Below are 25,283 nucleotides of genomic sequence, written 5' to 3'. Positions count from 1 at the left end.
GCGGCCCATATGAGGAGGCTGCCCATGTACTCAGATATCAAAGAGTGGACGCGTATCCGAGCGCGGGTTCTCGCCAAGGGCGAATCTATCCGGTATGTCGCAAATGCCGAAGGGATAAGCCGGAACACTGTCCGGAAAATGGTCCACTTCGAGTTGCCCCCAGGCTACTGCAGGGTCACCGACAATACGAGAGATGGTACCCACCGCCGAAAACTGGCAGTGCCATGGTCAGCGGTCCAACGCATCGTACGTGCACTCCCGGAGCGCGGGGCAGCGCGGTTCCTGGCCCGCTTGTTTAGCGAGGACGAGACGGAGGAACTCGAAGAGGCAGCCGGGCGTCGATTGCGCACATGGGGTGTCGAATCTCCGACGATAGGCTCTGCTGAGCGGAGCCGACAGCGATGGCAGAACTGGATATATCAAGTCGAACAGGGTGTCGTTTCTGTGCCAGCAGGTGAGGATGGCAGGCAACAGGACAGGCTGATGCGAATGTTGTTACCGGTCTCAAGGAACCAGCGCCATAAGTCGCTTACCGTGCTTGCACATGAAGCAGGTTTTTCCTTACGTGAAATCGCGACGCATCTCGCAGTTAGCCGCGCATCCGTTCGCACGTACATCGGCGACTACAAGGCGGGTGGATTGGAATCACTGTTCGCAAAAGCGAACCGCTCCCGAAGGGAGGACGACGAAGCGTTGAAGAGCGCGGTTTTCACGCTGTTGCACGAGCCACCGTCTGCATCAGGCATTAACAGGACGACATGGAAAATGGTCGACCTGCGGCGCGTGCTGGCGGTGCGTGGGCATCATGCGGGCATGGATGCTATTCGGTCGATACTGCGGCACGCCGGCTATCGTTGGAAATCGGCCAAGATTGTCCTCACGAGCACCGACCCCAATTATCGCGAAAAACTTGGCCACATCCGGTCGATTCTAGCCAACCTTCAGCCTGACGAACGGTTCTTCTCTATCGACGAGTTTGGACCCTTCTCCGTCACTGTGAAGCCCGGCCGCGTGCTGGCGGCCGCCGATGTTCAGCCGAATGTTCCGCAATGGCAGAAATCGAAGGGGTGTCTGATTTGCACCGCCGCACTGGAGTTGTCGTCCAACCGGGTGACGCATTTTTATTCCACGGCCAAGAACACCGATGAGATGATTCGCATGGCAACTGCCCTGCTCGACGAGTACGGTTTGATGCGGAAGCTGTATCTCTCGTGGGACGCAGCCTCCTGGCATCTTTCGAGGAGGCTGTCGGCGTTCATCTCTGACCACAATGAGTCAGCGCAATCGCGTCATCAGCCGATTCTGGAACTGGCTCCTTTGCCTGCAAGTGCTCAATTCCTGAATGTCATCGAATCAGTCTTCAGTGGCATGGCGCGGGCCATTATTCACAATAGTGACTACGCGTCCGCGGATGCTGCGAAGGCGGCAATTGACCGCTATTTCGCAGAGCGCAATCAGCACTTCACGGAACATCCGAAACGCGCGGGCAAAGCAATCTGGCGAAAGGAGCGGACGACGAGCGAGTTTTCGGCTGCGAACAATTGCAAGGACCCGGCATACAGATGAATCGTACGGGACATCATTATCGATACGGAGGGGCGGCCGGTGGTGCGGAAGCGGCCGATGATGATGGCGCTTGGGCGGCGGTGGCTGCTTGCACCTGCGAACAAGGTGTCCATGTACCCAAACGCGCCGGCATTCCATAGCCGGCGGGACCGTTCGGAGGTTACCGAAGGTACGGCACAACGGTGCCTTCAGTTGGGCTGTTGCAATTTCAGAGTGTTCAACACTAACCCTTTCTCTGGGCTATTGAAGACGCTTGCATAGCGCTCATCAGGGCCAGGAAAGTTGAAGCTATGTGCTAGTTATTGGACCGTCTTTGCCGGCATGCTGCTGTCGTTCGTCTTCATGCCCGACATATCCATAGAGGCCCGGTCTGCCGTTTTGCTCATGTCGCCAGGAACCCTGTTCCACGGGCTCGGAACCGGCTCGCTGTGGTGCGTCATCCCCGCGGTTGCTGCACCGTGAGCGCCGCCGCTGCCATTGCCACCGTGGCCGTTTCCGCCAGCCTGCGCAAGCGTAGCGGCACACACGCAGAGGGACGCGACAGCGACACGCGCGACGAACGTTTTCATCGTCAACTTTTCCATGGTGTTTCTCCGTGATATCGGCTCATGCGTTAGCCGCGCCGAAGTCTCAAATACCGCTAAACACCGAGTGCTTGCGTAGCGGCGAGCGCAAGCAGCGACTCCCATCTGAACGGGGCAAACATGCCCTGCATCCAGATGCGAAGTGTGTGCGTTAGTCGTGGCTCGACACCAAAAATGACATGGCTGCGCTGAATTCAAACCCGAGACGGTGCGCGCTTGCCTTTTACTTCGGCATCGGAACCTTATCGACCACCATGATGACGCCGTTGCTCTGCGTCACGTCGTAAGTTGATATGTCGGCGGTATGGCCGCCGGCATCCATGACTACGATGTTGTGCGGACCATTCTCGGTGAACGTCAGCGGCTCCCCATTGACCGTTGTCAGTTCCGCCTTGCCACCACCTGCCTTGATAGCCTGGTCGAGCTTGCGGAAGTCGTAGCGCCCAGGAATGACGTGGTAGGTGAGGATGCTGGTCAGCATCGCCTTGTTTTCAGGCTTGACGAGCGTGTCGACTGTGCCAGCCGGCAATGCAGCAAACGCTTCGTTTGATGGTGCGAACACCGTGAATGGCCCTGCGCTCTTCAAGGTATCGACGAGACCAGCTGCTTTGACCGCAGCGACGAGCGTGGTGTGGTCAGCCGAGTTGACCGCGTTGTCCACGATGTCTTTGCTCGGATACATGGCTTGACCGCCGACCATGACTGTGTCGCTGGCGGCGAAGGCACCTGAAACAGCTGCCGACAATGTGACAGCTACGAACATAGTCTTGTAATTCATCATGTACTCCCTCTGAGTTACCACGCGTGGTTGCGCGGTCTTGAGCTCATATACGGGGATTACTCGCGCCTGGATTAAAAAAACGGACTGCATCGCCGCGATGTAGCCTGATGCGGCCCTGTTGAACGACGAGCTGCGGGATTGTGCTCTCCGACAATCGAAATGCACCACATGCCAGCATCGGCTACAGAAGTGTTACGGCGCATGCCGTAGAGCTTCCCTTGCTGCAACCGTCGTGTTCGAGGCAGGAGGGGGCTGTCGCTTGTCACAGTCGAAGTGCAACCTTCACAGGCGGTGACCTGAGTCATCGCAATCAAGTCCTCGTGCATTGACGTGTGTGCTTTCAATCGCAAGTCCCAACTGTGCGTCGGGTGTTTTCAAACGCTGGATGAAACTCCCGGTTGGAAGAAGATGGCCGACCACCGGCGCCATCAGGTGATTAACGAGCGCACGAGGCGACAGGCCAAAGTGCAGCGGGAGCCCTTGGGGTTGCCGGCGGAGCCTTCGTTTGCGGCCATTTGAATCGAAGCCGCAGGGGCGGCCGCCATCATTTCGCGAATAACACGGCGCCGCGATATCAAGCGTTGCACCTGTCTTGGACAAATTTGCGCGCCACTAGGTCTGTCCGAAGTTGGTCGGCATACCAAGCGAATTCAGTGGCGAAGGGCGATTGTTCGACAAGCGTCGCCATCTCATCCGCGTCCCAGACATAGAGGAAGAACGTTTGAAGCTGAAGCTCTCTATACGGACGTGCCCTATCCAAAAAGTGCTCTAGCCCGCTTGCCACTTGGAGACAAAACGCTCGGAATGCATTGATTGCATCGATATCACGGGAGTCGCGTCCGACGTGAGACAGGCCATAGAGATTGGGGAATAGGTTGTCACTTTCAATAACGCTACCAGACAAAATCGATTCTTCTGCCCGCTTGCGCCAAGAAGCAACGCAAGTTGACAAGATTTGTGCGTCATCGATGTACATGGGGGCATTTTCAATCCTGTACCCGTCAACAAGTCGAATCTCCCCGTGGCGCGTGGCGACAGTCACGAGAAAATCCAATCCGTACGTAAGTGGAACGCTGTTGACGAATTCGACGGCGATAGAGAATATCTGAGCCCCGCCCCGTTGAATGCAATTCGCGGCCAGGGTGGCGACGGCGCGACTAAATTCGCGCGTAGATGACGTGTGAAGTCCCTCCTCTGTGCACGACCGAATGAGCTCTCGGACGACTCCTGTGCAGTCGACGGATTTCGCAGTGTCGATATAGGCAATCATGTGATTGACCATCTCAGTCGCTCTTGCATAATCCAGGTCGTTTAGCATGTCTCCGAGCTGGCTTGGCTCAGCTAGCATTTCGTGGATATCTGCGACTTCCTGGACGCCGGTCACTGAGGTCAAAGTGAAGAATCGAATGAGCCGAGACAGTTCAGATATCCGGAGATGGCTACGGAGCGGCGAATTCGAACCGGTGCCGTTCGTAATTGGGAAGAGGAACTTGAGCGCAGCCGTCGCAACCGCCTTGTCAGCATTGTCTGGCGGCAAGTGCGCCTGCCACGCTGTTCGCCTCTCTTCTTTCGTGTTCGAAAAATACATTGACCAATCAGTGGAGCTGGCCTCTTCCTCCACTGACCAGAAGAACCCCGTGAACTGCTCGGGGTTCTGGACTACCGCGTCGCGGATTCCTGGAAATCGTTGGAAGAGCGCTTCGGCCACGATGACGTCTGACGCGTTGACTTCGTGGGTTGTGCTGGTCAGGCTAAGCGTGAGGCGATTCATGAGCCTCACGATATCCCGCGGATACCGACAGAGGCTGCACGTCAGCGTGGTGGCCCGCCCCAGCAGCTCGGATTCGAAGGGCTCGGGTTCGCGATGGATACGCTTCAGCAGGCTGGCAAGCTCGCCAGAAATGTGAGACTGCAACTGCCACGGAAATGCAGGTGAGATGGGGTACGCAACCTGCACGATTTTTTCGATGTAGGCGTTGCCCCCTGCGACCGGGCCACCGCCAAGACTTTCGCTAACTACGTTTCGGTCGTACGCGAGTAAATAAGCGACGCGTGGGAAGTCCGCGACTGCCTTGATTGTGCGGAACACTGCCTTGATTTCATCAGGCGTCAAGCGGTCAAGGTCGTCCACAATGACGACAATGCTGCGGTCAAGCTTGGCGAGCGCCTTGATAACTTCTCTTTTTCGTTCACTTAGCCCAGCTTTGACGGATACGAGCTTCTCAGCTTCTTCGACTATCTTCTTCGCGTTATCCGCATTCTCACCGGCTTTGTTCGCCAATTTTCCTGCTTCGTGAAGCGCGGTACCGACAGTATCCGCCGCAACTCCCACGAGACTTACCCCGGGAGCGTATTTGAGATATTTCAGGTGGCGTAGTAGCCCAGCGTATCCCAGTATTTTTCCTGCTGCGTCCAGCGATTTCTTCGCACGCTTCTTGCCTGCGTTCATCCCGATGCCGGAAGCGAGCTCGGTCAAAAGGGCCTCAACCAGCGCGTCCGCACCTGCGAGCATCCATGGGTTGAACTCGACGACGATTGGTGCTCCGTCAGCAGCCGTCTTGAGCGACTCGATGATATAACGCACCACGGTTGTTTTACCTGAACCCCACGGCCCTTCAACACCTATGACAACGCCGGGACTCTTCGGCGGTAGCACCAGTAGGCGACCAAGTTGCTCCGCAAAAGGCTTCCGACTGTAGAGGTCATTTGTAACTTGCGGCTGGTCATGCTGGAACATGGCGGGTTCGGCGGTAGGCATTTGCGCAACTTCCACGGAGAGGTTTTTGTGTGAAGAACCGCGATGCTAACGTCATTTCATCGCCCCATGTACAGACACGAAGTTGAACAGGGCTGGAAGGTTGGTAGCCTGCGGAAGGAGAAAAAGACGAGAACGTGGATTCGGAATTCCGCACGACCAGCGCATGGCATCCTGGTCGCCTTACTTTGGTCGCAGTGGTCGACACTGGCCGAACCAAGTTCACTGTTCTTTGCCGCCGTACGGACCAGTCACAGCCGGAGGAGCTGCCACTGGCCTTGACCGCTGTATCATCCCCGTTGAGTCTACTGACTGCGTTTAAGCGTGACGAATCCACTCAACCTCGACCTACGGGCGCGAGCCGAACTGCTTGCCTATCTTGTTTCGTCGCACCTGCTCGCGAAACAATTGACGGGTCACTGGCTTTCGCCCGACCACGTCGTGGAGTCCACGACCTTGTGGTTAAACACAAATGGGGGGCGCTGATGTCATGCAGCGGGTCATGCTGTCGAGTCGCGCTCTGGAACTGGTCCGACAGTTGGAGGCGGCACCGCTGTCCGCTTTTTCGCGACAGACGTTTACCATGCTGTTTTGTGAGAACTTGAGGCTGGACTTCCGGTCGGAAACAGCGCGGACCATCTACCAGCACTGCTTGACCTACCTTGTTGGTACGCGGTGGTCTTAACGGGTCGGGATGCCTGCCGATGAGCGTCTACCTGATTTGTCTTTGCGCGATATTGCCGGGCTAGCAGCTGGCGAGTAAGGAAGCCGCATTGGGCGCCCTGGCTCGATTGCAAAGTCTGCCGCCTTCGCTAGGCGGTCGAGCACAATGGCGAACTCCGGATGGTGCGAGTAGAGCCAAGTTGTAACCACCTCGTTCCGCATCCAGCCCCGAACGTAACTGGCGGCAAGCGCCAGATGAAACAGGTCATCGTCGTATTGCCAGCGCAGCTCTGCCGCTTCGAGTTGCATCTGAATGAGCCTCCGTTCCATCCTGGCCAGTCGGGTTGCGCAATCGGGGTGAGACTGTCGCCCCCGAGCATCATCGACCCTCTCGCTTGATGGCGTCGCTGCCAGTAGGGCCCTAGCGAAATCTCCGCTGAGGTTATCCATTGCGACCATCGTCCGGGCAGCTGCAACCTGACGCGCCGGAGTCATCCTTGCGAGCGCTGCGACTGTCCGCTTCGGAAGCGTTTGCCCGACGACCAGGGCGAACGCTTCCGCACAGATTCCTAGCGGTCTTTCGCACGCGGCTTGAGCCGCGTTTGAACGACGTATGAATCTCGCAGGTTGGGCTTGCGTCATTAGCGCCGCTCCACGAGTCGTTGATGAAGGAGCTTCGGTATCGAGGTAGACCCCTCGGCACGTAACAGCGCCACGAAGGCGGGGTCCGACAGCAGCTCCAGCAGGACCTTTGTCGTCAGAGCCATCTCGCCGCGCGTCGCCTGCATATGTCCGATTGCAGTTCGCTGTCGCGCACGCTCCAGCTTGAGAACGTCTTTGGCCCCGTTCCTCCGGTGTCGCTTTTCTACCGGCACGACGACGTTCAGGTTGACCCCTGCTGGTTTTGATTCGCCATTTTGCCGGTGCAGGTTTGGCTCAATTCCAGAGGGACTGATGTCTGGTCGGCGCGGGCGCATCAAGAAACTCTCCAACAGGATGTCGTGCGTCCCAATGTTTCCAGGGGGACGCGCTCAGCGATGTCAAGCAAGGGTGTCAGATTTGATTGCTGATAGGCTTTGAAATATGCCTGGCCGTACCGGTGGACTTCCTCGCGTATCAATACTTTCTGAGCTACTCGGGGATACTTGCCCGATTCGCTGCGAAAGTGGTCAGGTTTAAGTACACTTGCATTCCATTGATGCCTCGATTCCAACCTGGGCGTGGTCCTGCCGGTTGAGGGGCGGGCACACGCGGAGCAAAGGTACGTGAATACGGGTTGACCTATGCGTGTATTGATATATGAGCACGACAACGCGTTCGCTGAAGTTTTGCGGGAGGCTTTGCGGGCGCGAAGTTACGCTGTCGACCGGGTTAGCAGCAGTCGGCACGCCGCACTCGCGCTCGAAAATGACATTTATGATTTGATTCTTTTCGGAATCGATGGCGACCTTGGCAGCCTTTCAATCCTCAAGGAATATCGTTCCGGCGGCAGTGCGGCAAGCGTTGTGGCTTTCAGTTCGCAGCATTCCGTTGCGGAGCGGACCCTCGCATTTGAGGCGGGTGCCGATGCCTGCCTCGAAAAGCCCGTCGATATAACTGAACTTACAGCGCGGATTCGCGCACTTATGCGGCGGCGCATCGGACAACTTCGGTCCGTCGTGTCTTATGGCACGCTGACGCTCGACGATGCTTCATGCAGTGTGTGGGCTGATGATGCGCCTATCGCTTTAAAGACCAGAGAGTACGCAATATTGCGCATCTTCTTCACGGAGCCTAACCGCTTTTTTTCCGCTGCTTATCTTGAAGAGAAAATCTACGGCTGGGGAGAAGAGGTCCAGAGCAATGCAATCCAGGTACATGTGCATAGCCTGCGAAAGAAGCTCGGCACTCAGCGCATCGAGACGCGCAACGGAGCGGGGTATCGGTTAGTGACGAACTCAGCGGACGTGACGTGCAGATTAAGGACCCGGCAGACTGCCGCAGTGGCGGAGCACGGCGAACAGGGCCATCAGGAAAGAGTCGTTTCGTAGGTTGTGCTCTGGTTCACGGTCAACGCCCATGCGTCGCGCGCGAACAGAAATTCAATCATCAGCATTTCCATGGTGTTTCTCCAGTGACGTCGGCTCGTGCGTCAGCCGTGCCGAAATTGCATGTGCCGCTAAAGCCCTACCGGTTGCGCGGTGGCAGCCCGCAGGCAGGCGCTCGCACCCGAACAAAGCAGGGGGCTCATTTATCCCGACCTGTTTATCCCAGTCCTTGAAGAGAGTGGGCTCGTCATCGACGTTGGACACTGGATTGTGCGCGAAACTTTGAACGCGTTGAGTGAACTCACCGAGGCAGATGCCGGACCAATTACGATGTCGACTAACGTGTCGGCGACCCAATTGCGTGATTCGCGGCTTGTGCCAACACTCGCGCTCGCCACCAAAAAACGTGGCGTTAATGCGTCGAAAGTGGTCATTGAGATAACGGAATCCGCGCTGATTGATAACTTTGAAGATGTTCAGCACGTCCTTGGAGCGATTCGAGCGTTGGGTATCAAGATAGCGATTGATGATTTCGGCACCGGATATTCGAGCCTCAGGTACCTGATAAGATTCAGCCCGGATATCCTCAAGCTGGACAAATCATTCATCGACGACATCGCTGACGACAGTTCGGCAAAGACGGTCGTCGAAGGAGTTATCGACCTAGCTCATAAACTCGGTATGTCGGTGGTAGCAGAAGGCGTGGAAACGCAGCAGCAGCTCGACATGCTGAAAGCATCGCAGTGCGACAAGGTGCAGGGGTATCTGCTCGGACGTTCAGGCCCCGCTTCGGATATTCTGGAACGTATCAATCGCTCCGCTGCTAAAGTTTTATAGTAATCGGTCGATAAGCGGTATATCGCGCAAAGTCATCGTGATTGAAGGTCTTCCTCGATTTGCAGGTCATGGCGTGACAGGGTGGTTGGCCTGATGTTTGGGCAGGGTACGTTTGTGTGGCGGAACCGGGTATAGGACAGAGCGTGGACAACGAATTCGAAGCTGTGCGGATAGCAGAACTGGCCATACTGGGCACGGACCGGTTAGACGGGGTCCCATTTGGCGTCATCGGATTTACCTCGGATGCACTTGTCACGGTCTATAACGCGACCGAATCGAAGAACGCCGGATTGCGGGCGCAGCGAGTATTAGGGAAACATTTCTTCGAAGAGGTGGCCCCGTGCATGAATAATTTCATGGTGGCGCAGCGCTTCGAAGACGAGGAGGCAATTGACGATATTGTTCCCTACGTTTTGACCTTGCGCATGCGCCCGACCCCGGTGCGGCTCAGGCTGCTGAAAGCGCCGGACTGCGCGACGCGGTTTGTCCTGATTGAGCGAAAGGCGGCCCATTGAACGCGGTGAATCCAGACACGAACGACCTCGAGTCCGAATACGAGGCGTTACTCTCGTTCATGTACCTGTCCCCGGTCGGGATTATCCGCAGCGACCAGGCGGGTCTCGTGGACATGATGAACCCCCTTGCCGCGCAGCTTCTCATGCCTCTGGTAAAAGGCGGCGGTATCGAGAATATTTTCGATAGCCTGGCGTCAGTGGCGCCGGAGCTGCGCAACCTGGCGGCCAGCTTTGAGGGCGAGCGGGGGGCAGTGTGTGAAAACCACCGGGTGTTTGTGACGCCGGCCAATGAGGGGGCGGTCGTGCTCGCCTGTTCCATCATCAAGGTGGGTGAGAATCTGCTGATGACGGTGCTGACGGACATTTCCCGGCAGGTTGCGGCCGAGAGAAGAGCGCGGCAAACAGAATCGTGGCTGGCCGGAATCTACACGAGCGTCAACGACTTTGCTTTCTTCTCGCTTGATGCGCAAGGGCGTATTGAAAGCTGGAATCCATCGGTTGAACGCCTGACGGGATTTGGCGAGACCGACGTCGTCGGGCACACACTCTCGTGCTTTTATGCCCGCGACGAGCACGTATCGCACCGCTCACCGGAGCATATCGCGCTAACGCGTGACGAGGGTTGGCATGTAGAGGAGTTCTGGTGTGAAACCAGGGGCGGTCGACGCTACTGGGGGCAGGTTCTCGTCGCGGTGCTGCGCGAAGAGGAAGGGGAGATAGCGGGGTATTCGGTCGTTCTGAGAGACGTGACGGAGCGCAAGGTAAACAGCGATAACCTTGCGCGCCTGCTTACGACCGACCATCTGACTGGCGTATCGAGCCGAGCCCACTTTTTTGAAATTGCGGAGGCCGAGGTGGCACGTGCCGAACGGCATGGCCGTGCATTGTCGGTTGTTATGCTGGACGCGGATTACTTCAAGCGTATCAACGACACGGCAGGGCATCAAGCGGGTGACGAGGTTTTGAAACGCATCGCTGGCGAGGCGAAGGGACTGTTACGGACATCCGACACTGTGGCGAGGCTCGGAGGTGAGGAGTTCATTCTTATGCTGCCGTCTACGACGACCAGCGAGGCAGTGGCGGTCGCTGAGCGATTGCGCATTGCGGTCGAGCGAGCACGAATCGACACAGCGGTCGGGAAATTGAAGACGACGGTTAGTCTTGGCGTCGCAACCCTAAGCCACGCAAACCCGACGCTGCAGAGCCTGCTAGCCGCTGCTGACCGCGCACTTTATGAGGCGAAAAGAGCTGGGCGAAACTGCGTGCGCGGCGAGATGCTGGATTCAACGGCGGTTTCCTCTTCCACCTGCGAAGAAGATAGTGCGGGTCAAAACTGACCGATGCCCGGCGACGGGGAAAACGGTCGCAATCCCAACCAGCAAACATTGGCGGCGTTAGACAGAGATGGATTCGTTGAAGATTCATAGCCACGACGGGAGTAACGGACAATCGCAAAAATGTTCCGGGTGCAGGGACGCAACGCCGTTGCCTGTCGAGATTGATTTCGCATTTCAGCCCATCGTCGATGTGAGCGCCAAGGCCGCGTTTGCATACGAGGCGCTCGTGCGTGGTGCGCACGGGGAATCCGCTCATTCGGTGCTATCGCAAATCGATGACGCGAAGAAGTATCAGTTCGACCAGCATTGCCGGCAGGTTGCTATCGCGAGTGCCGCCGCGCTAGGTCTTGACGCGTTTCTCTCCATCAATTTCATGCCCAACGCGGTCTATAGGCCAGAGGTGTGCATAAGGAGCACCCTGGACGCTGCGCAGAAGCATGGCTTCCCAATCGAAAAGATTATATTCGAGACAGTCGAGGGAGAACATCTGGCCGACCGTTCTCATCTCGTCGAGATTTTCAGGGCATACAAGAAATTTGGTTTCCTGACAGCAATTGATGATTTTGGAGCCGGTTACTCGGGGCTCGCGCTCCTCGTGGATTTCCAGCCAGACATTATCAAGCTCGACATGGAACTCCTCCGCGGCATCGACAATGACTCGGTGCGTCAGCGCATCGTACGTGGCGTGATATCAATATGTGACGACCTCGGCATCCGCGTGGTCGCGGAGGGCATCGAAACCAAAGGGGAGCGTGACTTCTTCGTTGCACATGGCGTCAGCCTGATGCAAGGTTACTTCTTCGCGAAACCGGGTTTCAAATCGATTCCGCAAATCGATACGGCCGCGTATTTTCCGTAACTGTGAATATGGTCAAGTAGCCGCTGGCGTACGAACACCTTGACGCGGCTTCCTGGTGCGGCGAGCATCCTTGCCGAGCCCGTCTCCTGCGGTTGCGCTGTTCCGTGCATGAGGTTGGTGTGGAACTGTTCAAGTTTCGCTTGGGTGCGACATCGAGCTTGATGCGGAGCGGGCTACGCCGAAGAATTTTGTGACGACAGCGACGTCATTTTCAAGAGCGAGTATTTTGTTGGCAGCAGCACGCGCCCGTTGGACCGACGAGAAACCCGCGAGGAACATCCTGACCACGAGCGGGTCGAAATGTGTGCCGCTACCCGCAGTAATTACTGCATTGGCGTCATCGTCAGTCATCTTCGTGCGGTACACCCTTGGCTCCGTCATCGCATCGAAGGCATCGGCGACTGCCACGATTCGGGCGGCCAATGGTATGTTGGCTCCCACCAGGCCGCTCGGGTATCCACTGCCATCGAATCGCTCATGGCGGTGGCGCGCCACCTGCGAGGCAAGCTGAATGAGCGGGTCCGAACTGCCAGCAAGAAGGTCAGCGCCGATGGCCGAATGGCGCTCTATGATGCTCCGCTCCTCGCCGTTTAACTTTCCGGGCTTTAGCAATACTTTGTCCGGGATGCCAAGCTTCCCGATGTCATGTACGGGCGTAACCAGGCGTATGCGTTTCCGTTCGATGGCATCCCGGCCCACCAAATCCGCAAGGCAGTCTGCGATGAAGGCGGTTCGAATAAGATGACCGGCAGCTTGGGGGTAGCGCGCGCAGCCAGCGAGAGTCAGGCTTGCTAGCGTTACCACGACGGGGTATTTCACATTCACGACTGAACTTTAATTCGACAAGCGTTGGCGACAATCATCAAACCGGACTGGCAATTCAGCGAGACTTTGCCATACATGTTCTGAAGACTTGAGCGCAGGGCTCGCATAAAGGGCGACGTTCCTGCCGGGCGCTATTAAGGTCAGACTGCAGTCGCCGACACTTTGACTTTAATGGCCGGCATTTTACGCTCGTAGTGGTGGGGTTCCAAGAGGAGGCCATCGCTAATTCTGGATAATCATGGAAAATCTTTCGCATATATTTTATGACCGCCCTGGCAAGCTTGGGGGGGTGACCTCGTGCGAATTGCGAACCGAAGGTCATGGCGAATTTCGCGAACGGGTCACGGATGGAGTGCCGATATGCCGGCCGCCCGACACTCAGTGCATAGCCGCACTTGGGGTCGCACGCCTGGCATCGCTGGCCGCTGGCGGTGATTTTTCGGATGTCGTCCCCGCTTCGCTGGGGTCTCAGGAAATCTTTCCCGACGGTGAGCGTCATTCGATACTATCGCAGCGACCCACTTCGTTCCGAGGTTTGTGAAGGCAACTGCGCCGCTCTTTCCAATGTGACATTTCGTCGATTTTGAAGCTGCCATACGCTAAAGAGCGTTGGCGGCTAATGTGCTGCAGACGATGCCCGTATCTATGAGGTTTCACCCCGCGGGGAGTCTGTGCGCCGATATGGAAATCCGCGGAGAATTCAAGAACGCCAGCCGCCTGCCGTTAACGCATACGGGAGCCCGTGCTCTGCGACTCAAGATAACCCCCCAAGGGCGCTTCAACATGGCCACGCGCTCTGGTGCCAGCTAATCCATATCCCTGTAAGTTTCGACTTCGCGCCAATAGGTATGTTCAGCCCCGTCACCCTCCTGGTTGTCGCAATCATGTCCAGTTTGGTGAGCACGGCGGTGTTTGGTTCGCTGCTGCACGCACAGATACAAGGGTTGCGGCGCTGGATTTGCGCAAACGCCGTCGTAGTCGCAGCGCTCGTCCTCCTCGCACTGCAAGCGCCCGCCCCTGCAGCACCGGTTATCGTTGTCGCGAGCGCATTGCTCGGAGCTGCGGCGCTCATGATGTTGCAGGGCTGTCGCGAGTTTTTTGGTCTTCGGCCTTCGCGTTCGTTGGAGTACGTCGCGTACTGCGCCTTGCTGCTTGGGATTGTCTATTGGGGATACCTGTCGCCAAACGTCAACGCCAGAATTGCTTTGCTATCGGCGTTTCTTGCGTATGCCCGTCTCGCCATCGGCTGGACTGTGTTCAGGTTGCGGCCGCCGGGCAGACCGAAATATTGCTATCAGTTTTTGTCGGGTGCGGCATTCCTCGGTGCGGCTGTCCACGCATCACGCAGTATCGCCTGTGTAGTGGGGTGGGAGCATCAGACTACCTTTCTGGCGCCGACGCCGATAAACATTGCATTCCTCGGTCTTGCCATATTAGCGCTGCCATGTCTTTCGATTGGCGTCGTCATGCTTGCTCACGACCGGATGGCTGAGCGGATGGAGCGCCTGGCAAACGTCGACGGGCTGACCGGCGCGCTTGTGCGCCGTGCTTTCCTTGCCCAGGCCGAGTCATTGCTGGATGAGGCCAGGAATTCGAGGTTGCGGCTGTCTATTGCAATTCTGGACCTCGACAAGTTCAAGGCAATCAATGACGAGCACGGGCATGCCGGCGGCGACCAGGTACTTGCGCATTTCGCTTCCACAGTATCAAGCGGCTTGCGCAGCGGGGATGTCTTCGGCCGCCTCGGCGGAGAGGAATTCGCTGTCCTGTCTCAGTCCACCGGGCAGGTCGACACCTTTCGTCTGATAGACCAACTTCGCGTCCGTATCGCAGCATCACGTCTCGCTGTTGCGTCAGGCGAAGTCATCTACACCTTCAGTGCCGGCGTCGAGGAGTACCAGGAAGGCGACACGTTGGCCAACATGATGGGAAAAGCGGATGCCGCGCTATACACCGCAAAAGCCATGGGTCGGAATTGCGTTGTCGGTACGCGGTTGGCTGACAGTCAACGCGCTTAAGATGCCCACGGCGGGAGCACGAATGAGCGAACTGACGGACCTGCATGAGAATCGCTGAATTTCTATTCGTTCTTCCCCATTGCTTGCTCGCAGAACGCCTGCTGTATTTCCCGCTAGTTTAGGCAACGTAGGCGTACAACTGAATGCGCACTCTCTGCGAAGGACGGCCCGAAATGGGGCTTGCTCAGGCGGTCGGGATGCCGCGTCGGGAATACAGGGACATGCTGACCTGCGCCCGGCCGCGCTTTTGAGGAGAGCGGTGGTGCGGCGCTGGGAGTAGTGCCGGGGACCTGAAATAAGCCTCGGTAAAAGTTAAAACATCATTCGCTAGATGTCTTTTTACTTCTTCATCGACATGAAGAGCCCTTTAAGACACAAAGCCATAAGTGGATGGAGGTCTTTTTAGCTCACGGGTCTGACCTATCTTTCCGTGAGGCTGCTGCGTTGACGGGCTACGCGAGTGCCGCAGGACGGCAGCAAACTCGCTTCGGTCAGCAAGCAACGACTGCTGGGCAGGCGCATGGCGTCATGTTCGGTTCTCGGGTGACACGACACCACGCAGCCCGGAAGCAATTTCCCCGCCTTTTGATGCGAATTCCGTCTCCGCTCTTTTGTGCTGTCACGGAAGTGCAAGACTGGCCCGGCAGAATTCCGGACAAAATCAGGATGTACGTAATGGGGTAGGTGCGTGACCAGAACATATAGGGTGCTGTTTCTCTGCCGGGGGAATTCCGCACGCAGCATCATCGCCGAGGCACTGCTGCGCGAACTGGCAGGCCACCGGTTCGAAGCATTCAGCGCCGGGGCCGAGCCGGCAGCGCGCGTTCATCCACTGGCCCTGCCGCAACTGCGTGCTGGCATCTCCGACCTCGAGCGGCTTAGTCCAAAAAGCTGGCTTGAATTCACGAGCGAGTGGGCGCCGCAGATGGACCTTGTCATCGCCATGGATGGCTGTGTAGAGGAATATCACGCGCCCGTGTTTCCGGGTGCGCCGCCCTTTTTCAGGTGGAATTTTGCAGACCCGCTCGCGGAAGGTATGACTCAGGCCGAGTGTGCGCGCTCGTTCGAAACGGTTTTCTGGCAAATTTTGCGCCGTGTCACGCTCTTCATGGAATTGCCGGGATACGCGGGCGCGCCGGAGCCTGTAACGGCCGTCAACCCTGACTCCTGCGGAAACGAGGTCGCGTGCGACGGTTAGCCGGTTACTGCCGGCGCACTTCAGATTTTCACTGTGCAGTCCTTCTCGCGGACCATCGTTTGAACCTTGAGGTGCGTGGCCGTCTACGTCACGGCAACATGTTGCGCCAAACGCTTGCAGCGAGCGCAGGGGGGCGCAGTGGTGACCATAAGCAGGTCGTGGGGAATGCTTCCAGGTGGTGGCTCCCGCGGCGGGTATTCGGAGCGGAAACCAGCGCTATGGCGAGCGAACGCCATCGTCCCCAGCAGCGGTGAGTATTCGCGCCTTTCGGGTCTTTCGAACATGATGGGGGAAGGTCGTGCGCGAGTGCGCGGTCGGACTTTCCTAGCACGGTCGACTTGCCGGGAAACTCCCGGGCAATCCAAGGGCGCCAAGCGCCAGTCTCTTCCCGCGTTACCGCGCCCATGCGGCCTGTTGGAGGTGCCAGCCCACGTGAGCTGAGAACAGGGCAGCTACCTGCGCCTGGCGCGGAAGAATTCTGTGATTAACGTCATTATCCCGGTGGGGCGACGTAATCGGGACAATGTAGGGTGAAGATGAAAGTGAATCAGGCGGGTAGCCGTCAGACGGTGGGGCAAAGCCAAGGTGCCTGGCCCGGAGGGGACATCCTGAGCGGAAAGGCTGTCCGTAGGGCAATCACATTCGTCGTGGTCACCATCATCCTTTCGGCGATTGCGTTGAGCACGTTTCTGGCGATGCGCCAGACGCGCGAGCAGGACAACTCGCTGCGAACGCTGCAAGCTTCGGGGCGTCTGAAGCAGGACCTCGACCAGGTCCAGCAGATGATGCTCGATGAACATGGTCAGCTTTACACACTGGTCGGGACTCGTGCGTTCTACAGGCGGGCGGCCTATATCTTCCCGCTGACGGCGCTACTCGACCTGACAGGCGACGCGCGCGGAGGGTGCCGCCGGAGCGATGCGTGCCTCTCCCGGCTCGACGACCTGGACAGGATGATTCGAACGCTGGCGAGGCATAGCAATGCGCTTGCGATACGGGCGACATTGCATCCGGGGAGTGTCGGGTTGACCGACCCCGCACTGAGCGAAATTGACGCCTACTTCTACAGCGTTCTCGAAGAGGTCGTTGATGCGAGGATGGAGGCTGACACCGCTATCAGTTCCACTGTCGGTAAGTCATCCTCGGACGCCAAATGGGTCGCCGATGCTGTGCTGGTCTGCGGTGCGACGGCGGCCGTCCTGCTGCTTGCGCTCATGCGCTGGAACTCGCTTATCTCGGACCGGTTAAGAGCGGCCCTGCACTCCGCCGATAGGGCTCGGGCGAAGTACCAGCGGTTCTTTGACGAACATCCGTTGCCTATCTGGATATTTGACAATGCCTCTCTGGGCATCGTTGCTGTCAATGCCGCCGCGCTACGTGCATTCGGCTATTCAGAATCCGAGTTCTTCACCATGTCGATGCGGGATGTGCGTCCAGCAGATGAACTCGCCCGCCTGAGAGAAACTCGCGAATCGAAACCCGAGGCGGTCTACGGCGAAGCTCAGTCAATCGGCGTGTGGGTGTATCAGACGAAAGCGGGTGAACGTCGCTTGATGGACGTTCACCATTTGAACGTGGAATTCGAAGGTGCTCCGTCCACCATGGCGGTCATGTTGGACGTTACCACCGAGGCGACGGCCAGGTCAGAGCTGTTCAAGTCGAAGCAGACCCTCGAGTATGTACTCGACCATATTCCGCAGGGCATCGCATGGAAGGACGCAGACCATCGCTACGCTGGTGGCAACGAGATTTATGCGCGCGACGCGGGGCTACCATCCCGAAGCGCCCTGATTGGCCTGACTGACGGGGATTTGCGATGGGGAGATGACCCAAAGGAGGTAAGGGACGAAGATGTACGCGTGATGCGTGGCGAACTGACAAAGAGGCACTTTGAGCGTGCAGCGGTTGCCGTCGATGGTTCAGAAGTCTGGATTTCAGAAACCAAGCTGCCGCTGGAAGACCAGAGCGGCAACATCACCGGCGTGCTCACCGCCTACGAAAACATCACTGCCCGACGCGATGCCGATTTGGCTCTGCGCCTGCAAGCGAGGGCGATAGACGCGAGCATCAACGGAATTATTATCGCAGAGCGGCTGAATGACCGTCATGTCATCACTTTTGCCAATCCAGCCTTCGAGCGTATCACCGGGTATTCGCCGGCAGACGTCGCGGGCACTGACTGCAATACGCTCTTTGGGAAGGACGGTGAGGCGCAGAAGTGGGAACGCATTCGTCAGGCCATGGACAGCAACACCGACGCGAACGTCACGCTGTTCTGCACGCGCAAGAGTGGCGAGCGGTTTTGGGTCAATGTCCTGGGCGCTCCAGTGCGCGACGGGAACGGAGAGGTCACTCACCATGTTTGCGTCATGAGTGACGTCACCGCGGTGGTCGATTATCAGACCCGCCTGCAGCATCAGGCGCGGTACGATGCATTGACTGACCTTCCAAACCGCACCCACCTGAACGAACACCTGACGGAGATGATTCGGCGCGCTACCAGGACCGATGGACAGGTATCGGTGCTCTTCCTCGACCTCGACCGGTTCAAGGTGGTCAATGATTCACTCGGGCATCGGGTAGGCGACGCGCTTCTGGCGTGTGTCGCGAAACGCCTGCAGCGACTGGTGCGCTCCTGTGACCTGGTCGCGCGTTACGGCGGAGACGAGTTCATCATCGTTGTCGAGCCTTCGAAGGACGGACAACTCATACCGATGCTTGACGGACTGATTGTCGAAATAGGAGAGCCCTTTCATGTGGGCGAGCAGGAGTTGTATGTCGAAGCCAGTATCGGCGTCAGCACCTATCCGCAGGATGGTGACGATGCCGACACGTTGATAAGGAATGCGGACGCGGCGATGTACCTGGCGAAGGCGAACGGACGCAATGGCTACCAGTTTTACCAGCCGGAGTTGAATCGCGCGGCCGCCGAGAAATTGCAGCTTTCGGGTCGTTTAAAGCGTGCAGTGAAGAATCAGGGTCTGCAGGTGGCCTATCAACCCCAAATCGACATGGTGACGGGCCGCGTTCAGGGTGTCGAGGCGCTGCTGCGTTGGCATGACGAGGAGCTTGGCGTCGTATCACCTGCCATATTCGTTCCGGTCGCCGAAGAAACGGGATTGATTCAGGGCATCGGCGAATGGGTGTTGCGCACAGCGTGCCTGCAGGCCGGCCGATGGCGCGACGCTGGGCTGGCGCCAATCCGGGTATCGGTAAACGTTTCGCCGCTTCAGCTGGAGCACTCGGACCTGTTGAGCATCGTTCGCTCGGCGCTGGAAGAGGCCGACTGGCCTGCGGAAATGCTCGAGCTCGAAGTGACAGAAGGCGGGCTGATGCGCAATGCCGACGCGGTGGCGCGGGTGTTGCGGGACCTGCGCCGGCTTGGGGTAAAAATCGCAATTGACGACTTCGGTACCGGTTACTCGAGCTTGAGCTACCTGAAACGCTTCAGTATCGACCGCATCAAGATTGACCGGGCGTTCATTCAGGAAATCGGTCGCGACACCGAATACGAGGCGTTGACACTTGCCGTCATCGCCATCGCCCGCGCGCTGAAATTCGATGTCGTTGCGGAAGGCGTGGAGCTGGACGTTCATCGACGCTTTCTGGTTGAGCATGGCTGCCTCGAAGGACAGGGTTTTCTGTACAGCCCAGCTGTCCCTGAAGCTGAAATCGCGAAGATGCTGCGACCAGCGTTGCGCGACGCAACTGACGCGACGGCACCTGACGGAACCGACCTATATTCGTGATAGCGCCATCTGTTGTTGCTGGGATGATATAGCCTGGGCGATTAACAATAGCGGTCTATACGGTTTATACGCCTGCGATGACCGTGAACGAGCCCGGCATCAGCAAGGCCAACGTGTCAGAGGGAGGGGCAGCAAGCAGGTTCTCGCGGACAATCGGCGACATAGAAACTGTCAACCGATTTTTTTGCCGCGCGTTTGGCTGTTGCGGCAAGCGAAGCAATGGAATCGCTATCGATATCGAGGTCCGCAGCAACTGGCACTACGCCTACGGCGATGGTGACGAAAGGATAAAAGCGCACGTCGCCGTGACGGTCCTCCCCATGTATTCCTCCCGCTTCGATATCGGCCGACGTATAAAGTTGTCGCGCACTCTGATTGAAGCGCTGCATTGCGGCGCGAATCCGAACTTCCCAATCCTCGCTCTGGTAAAAAATGAGGAAGTCATCGCCGCCCACATGGCCGAGAAAATCCCGGCATGGATTACATGCATCACTGAGGATGGATGCCGCGAGCTTCAGCATTTCATCGCCCTTCCAGTACCCATACTGGTCGTTGAAGGGCTTGAAATTGTTCAGGTCGCAATAGCACGCATGAAATGGTGCGCCGCGCTCTACCAGGCGCTTGATGTGCATGTCGATTGGAATATTGCCCGGCAGTGACGTCAGCGGATTAGCGTACCTCGCTGCTTCTATACGAACTTCCGTGACAGCGCGTACCAGCGCCTCCCCGGTGGCAAGACCGACATATCGCCCGTTTTCGACGACGACCAGTCCCTCCGCCAGGTAACGCTGGTCGTCGCCGGTCAACAGCTCAGCCAGTTCCTGCATTGTGGCGGTTTTTTCGACCAGCACGGGTGACATGTCGGCAAACGCTGCGCAGCTCTTCCTGCCGAAAATTTCCCGGTAGAAGGGACGCGCGTAGGCATTAACAAAGGCGCGTCGATTGACCAGTCCGACCGGCCGTCCTTCATCGGCAATGACAATCGCGTGCAGGTCCGGACAGTTCGTAAGCACATCGAGGACATCATCGTTCGTCGCCGCGGGCGACAGCGTTGGCGCGGCGATGACAAGCTTGCTAGCGGAAAACGCGCGCGGAGACCCCACCATGGTCTCGGGAAACACCGTTATCGCACTGTCATGAATTGCTGAAAGCGCAGCGTCTTCGAGCCGCTCAACCGGGTGGAAATTCGGCCTGCCGAGAAAAAATCCCTGGCCATGTTCGATGCGCAGGTCACGACAGACCATCAGGTCTTCTGCGTCTTCGAGACCCTCTGCTATGAGTTGCACCCGTCCCGCTTCCGCGAGTTGGCACACAGAGCGCAGCGCCTCGAAACGAAAAGGCGAAGTCCTCGCTCCGCCAATAATTGAATTGTCGATTTTAATGTAGTCTGGCTCCAGGCTAATCCAGAGACCCAGGTTCGAGAAACCCGAGCCGTAGTCGTCGAGAGCCAATTGCAATCCAGATTCGCGCAAAACGCTAACAGCCGACCCGAGCGACCGGAGGTCGCCGACGGCAGACTGCCCTGTCAGCTCGATGACCATCCGGTCAGGGCTGAACTGCAGGGACCGCAAAAAGACCAGTATTTCCTCCTGGCAGGTGGCGAGTTCCCGGACGGCGGCCGCACTGAAGTTCACGAACAGTTTGCCCGGCAACTGAGCTTGACTGAACGCCGTCAGGGACAGGCGCGCGGCGAAACGCTCCAGATGAACCATACAACCTTCGCGCTGAGCAAGTCCGAATAGTGCAGCAGGACTCTCCAGCGCTGACTGGGCGGGACCACGAAGCAGTGCCTCGAACGCGATGACGTCACCCGACGCAAGCATCCCGATAGGCTGGAAGGCTGGTCGGAGGAGCTGCCCTTTGATGCACTCAGCAATCGATACAGTCATTTTTTCCACCCAACGAAGTACATCCGGCCGGAAGTGGCGATTTTTTAACGTCCGGAGCTAAGGTCGCTGCGCAATAATCGTCGATGCGTAACACGAGCATTCCTCGTCGGCATCTTTCAACGTGCTCGGCACTTTCGCATATCCGCACTGCGCCGATGACTCGCACCTGGAAACACCGATGAGAGCTTCTCGTGCGGCCCGACGATGGAAGCCGCCAATCTCTCAACGAGCGGTCACTGCGCGAGAAAGCCTTTGCGGCTATCTCGCTTCTCGTAACAGTTTGCGAAATTGTCCGAAACTGCGCTCCATGTCCTCTCATACGGCTTAACGGCACTCCGGCGCATTTAAACAGGGTCCTAGGTTGATTGAGGCAAAGGCGTAAACGTTATCTTTAATTCAAATTTCCTATTGCTTTCGCGCTGGCCACTATATTTATCTAATTTGGCCGGGGAATGTGAAGTGGCGGTGTCGCGTTGAAGGTGCTTTATCGCAAATGGCATAGCACGCCGACGGTCAGAATGAGGACGACAATGACCCAGTTCCACGTGACGAGGTTCGGTCGTCATCTTGCCCAAGCGCGTGCAAGCGGCGGCATGGATGTTGTGCGGATGCCCGTCGCGCAATGCGGTCATAGCCGATGAGCGCGAGATTGTTAGCCGTGGCGAATGGAGAGGCGCAGCCGTGCCGAGAATTATTTCACCGATGGCGCCTGCACATCGCAGGGCGGCACCAGTCGGGCACCATTGGAGCCTGTCGGACAAGTTGCATGCGGAGCAGGATGCCCTGAGAAAAGGGCTTACAGCGAAACGCGACCAGGGTACCAGCCTCTGTTTTCCCGCCAGGACTGCGGGTCCGGAGATGTCCTGATGTCGTCCGTTCCCTGTCAATAGGCCGGCCAAGGTCTGCGTCAGAGTTGAAACGTCTGAACGGCCTGTCTCAACTGTTGAGCCTGTATCTCCAGAGCGTTCGCGGCACTGACGCTGTCTTGAACCAAAGCCGAGTTTTGCTGGGTCATGTGGTCCATGAGTGAAACCGCCGCATTGATTTGGTCGATGCCCGCGCTTTGTTCGCGAGAGGCGTGTGCGATTGCTTCGACGAGTTCTGACACGCCTGTAACGGAGCCAAGAAGTTCTACGATAGTTTCGCCGGCAACCTTTACCGCGGTTCCGCTTGAATCCACCTCTGTCGTTACATCTCTAATGAGCGCCGCGATTTCCTTCGCAGCCTTCGAGCTGCGCTCCGCAAGACCCCGTACCTCCTGCGCAACAACAGCAAATCCACGGCCCTGAGTGCCAGCGCGCGCCGCTTCCACAGCCGCGTTCAGTGCAAGCAGATTGGTCTGGAAAGAAATGCCTTCGATGACTGAAGTGATTTCCCGTATCTGGGCGGAACGTTGGGCGAGACTTTGCATCCGGCGGACTGCGTCCGCAGCCGCGCGGTCGCCTTCGTGCGCCTTGTCCGAAGCCACGTTTGCAAGTTCGCGCGCCTGGCGCGCGTGGTCCGCATTCGCCTTAACAGTGGACGCAAGCTGTTCCATGCTCGCTGACGTTTGTTCGATACTTGCAGCTTGCTCTTCAGTCCGGCTGGACAGTGCGGTGTTGCCCGCGCTGATAGCGGAAGTAGTAGTCGCGATGGTGTCCGTCGACGACTGAATGCCACCAATCATCGATGCCAACCTCGAACGCATCAGGCTCATTGCGTACATGACACTGTGCGTGTCGCCATGTTTGACGGGAACGACCACGGACAAATCGCCCTCGGAGACCCGGTGGGCGATGCTAGCCGCCACCGCTGGCTCGCCTCCCAGTTGCAGGAAGAGCATGCGTGCCATCGAAGTGCACAGAAGGGCCACAATGCCGACGCCGATGGCGATAGACGCGGCAACGACCCATTGCACAACGCGACTGGTGTTCATCGCCCGGTCATACTCTCCTTGAGCAGCGACAAGTTGAAGTTCGCGCAGCTGTGCTCCTTCAGCCTTCACGGCCGAAGCCGTAGGTTCGATGGTTTGAGTCACCACCCACTGTGCTTCTGAGAGGTTGTTTGCCTGCAGCAACTGCGCGACGGGCTTGAATCCCTTGTCGCGGAGCGTGCGCCAGTTGGACACGAATTGTGCGGCAAGCTTTTTCTCGTCGCCGACCAACTGATAGCTCAGAAAACTGTCGATGAGATGGTCAATTTTCTCGATGCGGCGCGCTGTTGCCTCAGTCACTGCCTGGGTTTTCGCGGCGGAAGGGTCGAGCACTGCGTCACTTACAGAGAAATGCGTCTCCCCCACGAGCTCATCTATTGCCGATATGGTCTGGAGTGCCTTTGCGCTGCCCTCGAAGACGTTTTTCAGGGCGTTCGTTCCCTGCGTCATGCCAAAAAGTCCTGCAACTCCAACGGCAATGAGGATAGCGGCGACGGCCGTCGTCACAATCAGGAGGCGGCTTTTTACGGTGAGTTTGCTCATGGCGGGGGGCTGCATACTTCGCAATTCGGTGGGCGGGCGGCTAGCACACGCGGGTTCATACAGGACTTGTGGCGGAGCGCAGCCATCAGCGTGGCGTGCGTCTTGTTTACGGCCGGCGTCGCACGATATTCAGTGAATGTTTTGTGACGCAATGCACGGATTTGGTGCGCATAGGAGGCGTCAGTTCTGTGAGGCTGGATAGCGTTGCTCGACGTGGCGTCTTAAGCACGGGTGTACGAAGCGACAGGTCGGCTGACGCGGGGCGTAGGGCACAGGGCCTCGTCGGCGTCATGGCCGCTGTGGCCATCGGAGACGCAGACGCATCCATGTCGCCCGCGTAAGTTGTTCAAGCCCATTGCGCCTGAGCAGCGGGTTTCCCAGCGCCGTTCATCCCCTAGAGTCCTCCCTGCCAAGCCGGTTTCCGTAGATGCCAGCGCTGACCGCTGCCGATAGCGAGACCTGCCGCGTGCATTATCGTGAACGTCGGATAAGAGAAGTGGTTGTCGATGACGTTGGCGCTGACTTGACCAGGCGCGAACAGGTGCGTCTCGTCTCGGGTTACAGAACGAGGGCGCACCCGGTCCCATCTGACGACAATTGTCTTGTGCTGCTCGTTGGCCCACTCGTCATCGGCAACGACCCGCACCGCCCGGGAGCGAGCCCGCAGATTCCCGGGTTTGTTGGTCTTTTGAATGGCAGGTCCCGACATTGTCCTGATGGGTTGGCGACACACTCGCATCAACGGCATATATCAATTTGTGACGGCGTCGTCGAACGCTCATGCATTGTCAAGACCTTACTGGCTGCCTGCATCGCGGCGTTTGCCGTTGCCGACCTGGTCCCCATCCAATCCGTGTCGTCGCTATCTGGAAAGCGAGAACTGAACTCTGCGTGCATTGGCCTGAGCAAGGCGATATAGCCGTGCCCGAGACCGTTTTCTAACAGACGACTCGCCGCCGCGTTCGCCTCGTCCCACAACAGTTCGAACCTCCGGCTTGCCTCAATGAATGATAGTCGTGTCGCCAGAAGCTCCGCGAAGTCGGCCGCAATTTGGGTCACGGTGCGGTTTTGGTTCGCTTGACCAGTTTCTTTCGATGTCATGTCTTGCGGTAAAGGTAAAGCACCACGCGTCCAGAGGATTGGCGGCGTAAATCTAGAAAGTGGCCTGGCAGAGCATCAGGGCCACGCTCCTTAAAAGGCCTGTGACTGCTCGCAGGATGTGAAA

At 57.7% G+C, this 25,283-nt stretch carries 18 protein-coding genes; 10 read left to right on the top strand and 8 right to left on the bottom strand.

Translation table 11 applies throughout. The features are described from left to right. The first annotated feature begins 24 nt into the window (after window positions 1-24). Entirely contained in the window at window positions 25-1,566 is a 1,542-nt protein-coding gene (locus CJU94_RS00680) for an IS630 family transposase (protein ID WP_157763696.1), read from the top strand. A 299-nt stretch (window positions 1,567-1,865) separates the two neighbouring features. Here the strand turns inward: CJU94_RS00680 and CJU94_RS00675 are convergent, their stop codons facing one another. Beyond that, window positions 1,866-2,150 (bottom strand): hypothetical protein, encoded by a 285-nt coding sequence (locus tag CJU94_RS00675; protein ID WP_095417122.1) that lies wholly within the window; start codon window positions 2,148-2,150, stop codon window positions 1,866-1,868. A 223-nt stretch (window positions 2,151-2,373) separates the two neighbouring features. Further along, window positions 2,374-2,928, bottom strand: coding sequence for a fasciclin domain-containing protein (locus tag CJU94_RS00670; RefSeq protein WP_095417121.1), 555 nt, complete (start codon window positions 2,926-2,928; stop codon window positions 2,374-2,376). 333 nt (window positions 2,929-3,261) lie between these two features. Here CJU94_RS00670 and CJU94_RS00665 point away from each other — a divergent pair, with 333 nt between their 5' ends. Beyond that, window positions 3,262-3,450: a DUF1289 domain-containing protein gene (locus tag CJU94_RS00665; protein ID WP_341868356.1), complete on the top strand. Its 189-nt coding sequence runs from the start codon at window positions 3,262-3,264 to the stop codon at window positions 3,448-3,450. 55 nt (window positions 3,451-3,505) lie between these two features. On the opposite strand, the gene CJU94_RS00660 is transcribed toward CJU94_RS00665, so the two are convergent. The 3 genes from CJU94_RS00660 to CJU94_RS40675 form a co-directional block, all read right to left on the bottom strand. After that, complete coding sequence (locus CJU94_RS00660) at window positions 3,506-5,689, bottom strand: KAP family P-loop NTPase fold protein (RefSeq protein ID WP_095417119.1); 2,184 nt, start codon at window positions 5,687-5,689, stop codon at window positions 3,506-3,508. A 678-nt stretch (window positions 5,690-6,367) separates the two neighbouring features. Then, a complete protein-coding gene (locus tag CJU94_RS00650; protein ID WP_095417117.1) occupies window positions 6,368-6,991 on the bottom strand; it encodes a plasmid partitioning protein RepB C-terminal domain-containing protein in 624 nt (207 codons plus the stop codon). Continuing rightward, complete coding sequence (locus CJU94_RS40675) at window positions 6,991-7,329, bottom strand: hypothetical protein (RefSeq protein WP_157763695.1); 339 nt, start codon at window positions 7,327-7,329, stop codon at window positions 6,991-6,993. Before CJU94_RS40675 ends, CJU94_RS00650 begins: the two co-directional genes overlap by 1 nt. 303 nt (window positions 7,330-7,632) lie before the next feature. On the opposite strand from CJU94_RS40675, the gene CJU94_RS00645 reads away from it, so the two are divergent. The 5 genes from CJU94_RS00645 to CJU94_RS00625 all read left to right on the top strand — a co-directional run bounded on the left by CJU94_RS00645 (window position 7,633) and on the right by CJU94_RS00625 (window position 11,924). Then, window positions 7,633-8,379, top strand: coding sequence for a response regulator transcription factor (locus tag CJU94_RS00645; RefSeq protein ID WP_095417116.1), 747 nt, complete (start codon window positions 7,633-7,635; stop codon window positions 8,377-8,379). Window positions 8,380-8,529: 150 nt separating this feature from the next. Beyond that, window positions 8,530-9,213 (top strand): EAL domain-containing protein, encoded by a 684-nt coding sequence (locus tag CJU94_RS00640; protein ID WP_095417115.1) that lies wholly within the window; start codon window positions 8,530-8,532, stop codon window positions 9,211-9,213. A gap of 143 nt (window positions 9,214-9,356) precedes the next feature. Next, window positions 9,357-9,728, top strand: coding sequence for a PAS domain-containing protein (locus CJU94_RS00635; RefSeq protein WP_095417114.1), 372 nt, complete (start codon window positions 9,357-9,359; stop codon window positions 9,726-9,728). Window positions 9,729-9,733: 5 nt separating this feature from the next. Beyond that, window positions 9,734-11,065: a sensor domain-containing diguanylate cyclase gene (locus CJU94_RS00630; RefSeq protein WP_244220977.1), complete on the top strand. Its 1,332-nt coding sequence runs from the start codon at window positions 9,734-9,736 to the stop codon at window positions 11,063-11,065. A gap of 67 nt (window positions 11,066-11,132) precedes the next feature. After that, on the top strand, window positions 11,133-11,924 hold the full coding sequence (locus CJU94_RS00625) for an EAL domain-containing protein (RefSeq protein ID WP_095417112.1): 792 nt from the start codon (window positions 11,133-11,135) through the stop codon (window positions 11,922-11,924). A gap of 129 nt (window positions 11,925-12,053) precedes the next feature. Here the strand turns inward: CJU94_RS00625 and CJU94_RS00620 are convergent, their stop codons facing one another. Then, complete coding sequence (locus CJU94_RS00620; RefSeq protein WP_095417111.1) at window positions 12,054-12,749, bottom strand: HD-GYP domain-containing protein; 696 nt, start codon at window positions 12,747-12,749, stop codon at window positions 12,054-12,056. Window positions 12,750-13,597: 848 nt separating this feature from the next. Between CJU94_RS00620 and CJU94_RS00615 the strand changes: the two genes are divergently transcribed. The 3 genes from CJU94_RS00615 to CJU94_RS00605 all read left to right on the top strand — a co-directional run bounded on the left by CJU94_RS00615 (window position 13,598) and on the right by CJU94_RS00605 (window position 19,714). Next, a complete protein-coding gene (locus CJU94_RS00615) occupies window positions 13,598-14,767 on the top strand; it encodes a GGDEF domain-containing protein (RefSeq protein ID WP_095417110.1) in 1,170 nt (389 codons plus the stop codon). Window positions 14,768-15,455: 688 nt separating this feature from the next. Further along, the gene (locus CJU94_RS00610; protein WP_095417109.1) at window positions 15,456-15,965 is read left to right on the top strand and encodes an arsenate reductase ArsC; all 510 of its coding nucleotides are present in this window, start codon (window positions 15,456-15,458) and stop codon (window positions 15,963-15,965) included. A gap of 536 nt (window positions 15,966-16,501) precedes the next feature. Further along, window positions 16,502-19,714: a sensor domain-containing protein gene (locus CJU94_RS00605; RefSeq protein WP_095417108.1), complete on the top strand. Its 3,213-nt coding sequence runs from the start codon at window positions 16,502-16,504 to the stop codon at window positions 19,712-19,714. Window positions 19,715-19,830: 116 nt separating this feature from the next. Here the strand turns inward: CJU94_RS00605 and CJU94_RS00600 are convergent, their stop codons facing one another. After that, window positions 19,831-21,603 (bottom strand): EAL domain-containing protein, encoded by a 1,773-nt coding sequence (locus CJU94_RS00600; RefSeq protein WP_095417107.1) that lies wholly within the window; start codon window positions 21,601-21,603, stop codon window positions 19,831-19,833. Window positions 21,604-22,510: 907 nt separating this feature from the next. Continuing rightward, the gene (locus tag CJU94_RS00595; protein ID WP_095420162.1) at window positions 22,511-24,058 is read right to left on the bottom strand and encodes a methyl-accepting chemotaxis protein; all 1,548 of its coding nucleotides are present in this window, start codon (window positions 24,056-24,058) and stop codon (window positions 22,511-22,513) included. Between the last annotated feature and the right edge of the window lie 1,225 nt (window positions 24,059-25,283).

It is taken from the genome of Paraburkholderia aromaticivorans (assembly GCF_002278075.1).
Classification (GTDB): Bacteria; Pseudomonadota; Gammaproteobacteria; order Burkholderiales; family Burkholderiaceae; genus Paraburkholderia; species Paraburkholderia aromaticivorans.
Note: the sequence above shows the minus strand (reverse complement) of the source record. Positions and strands in the feature narration are given on the sequence as shown.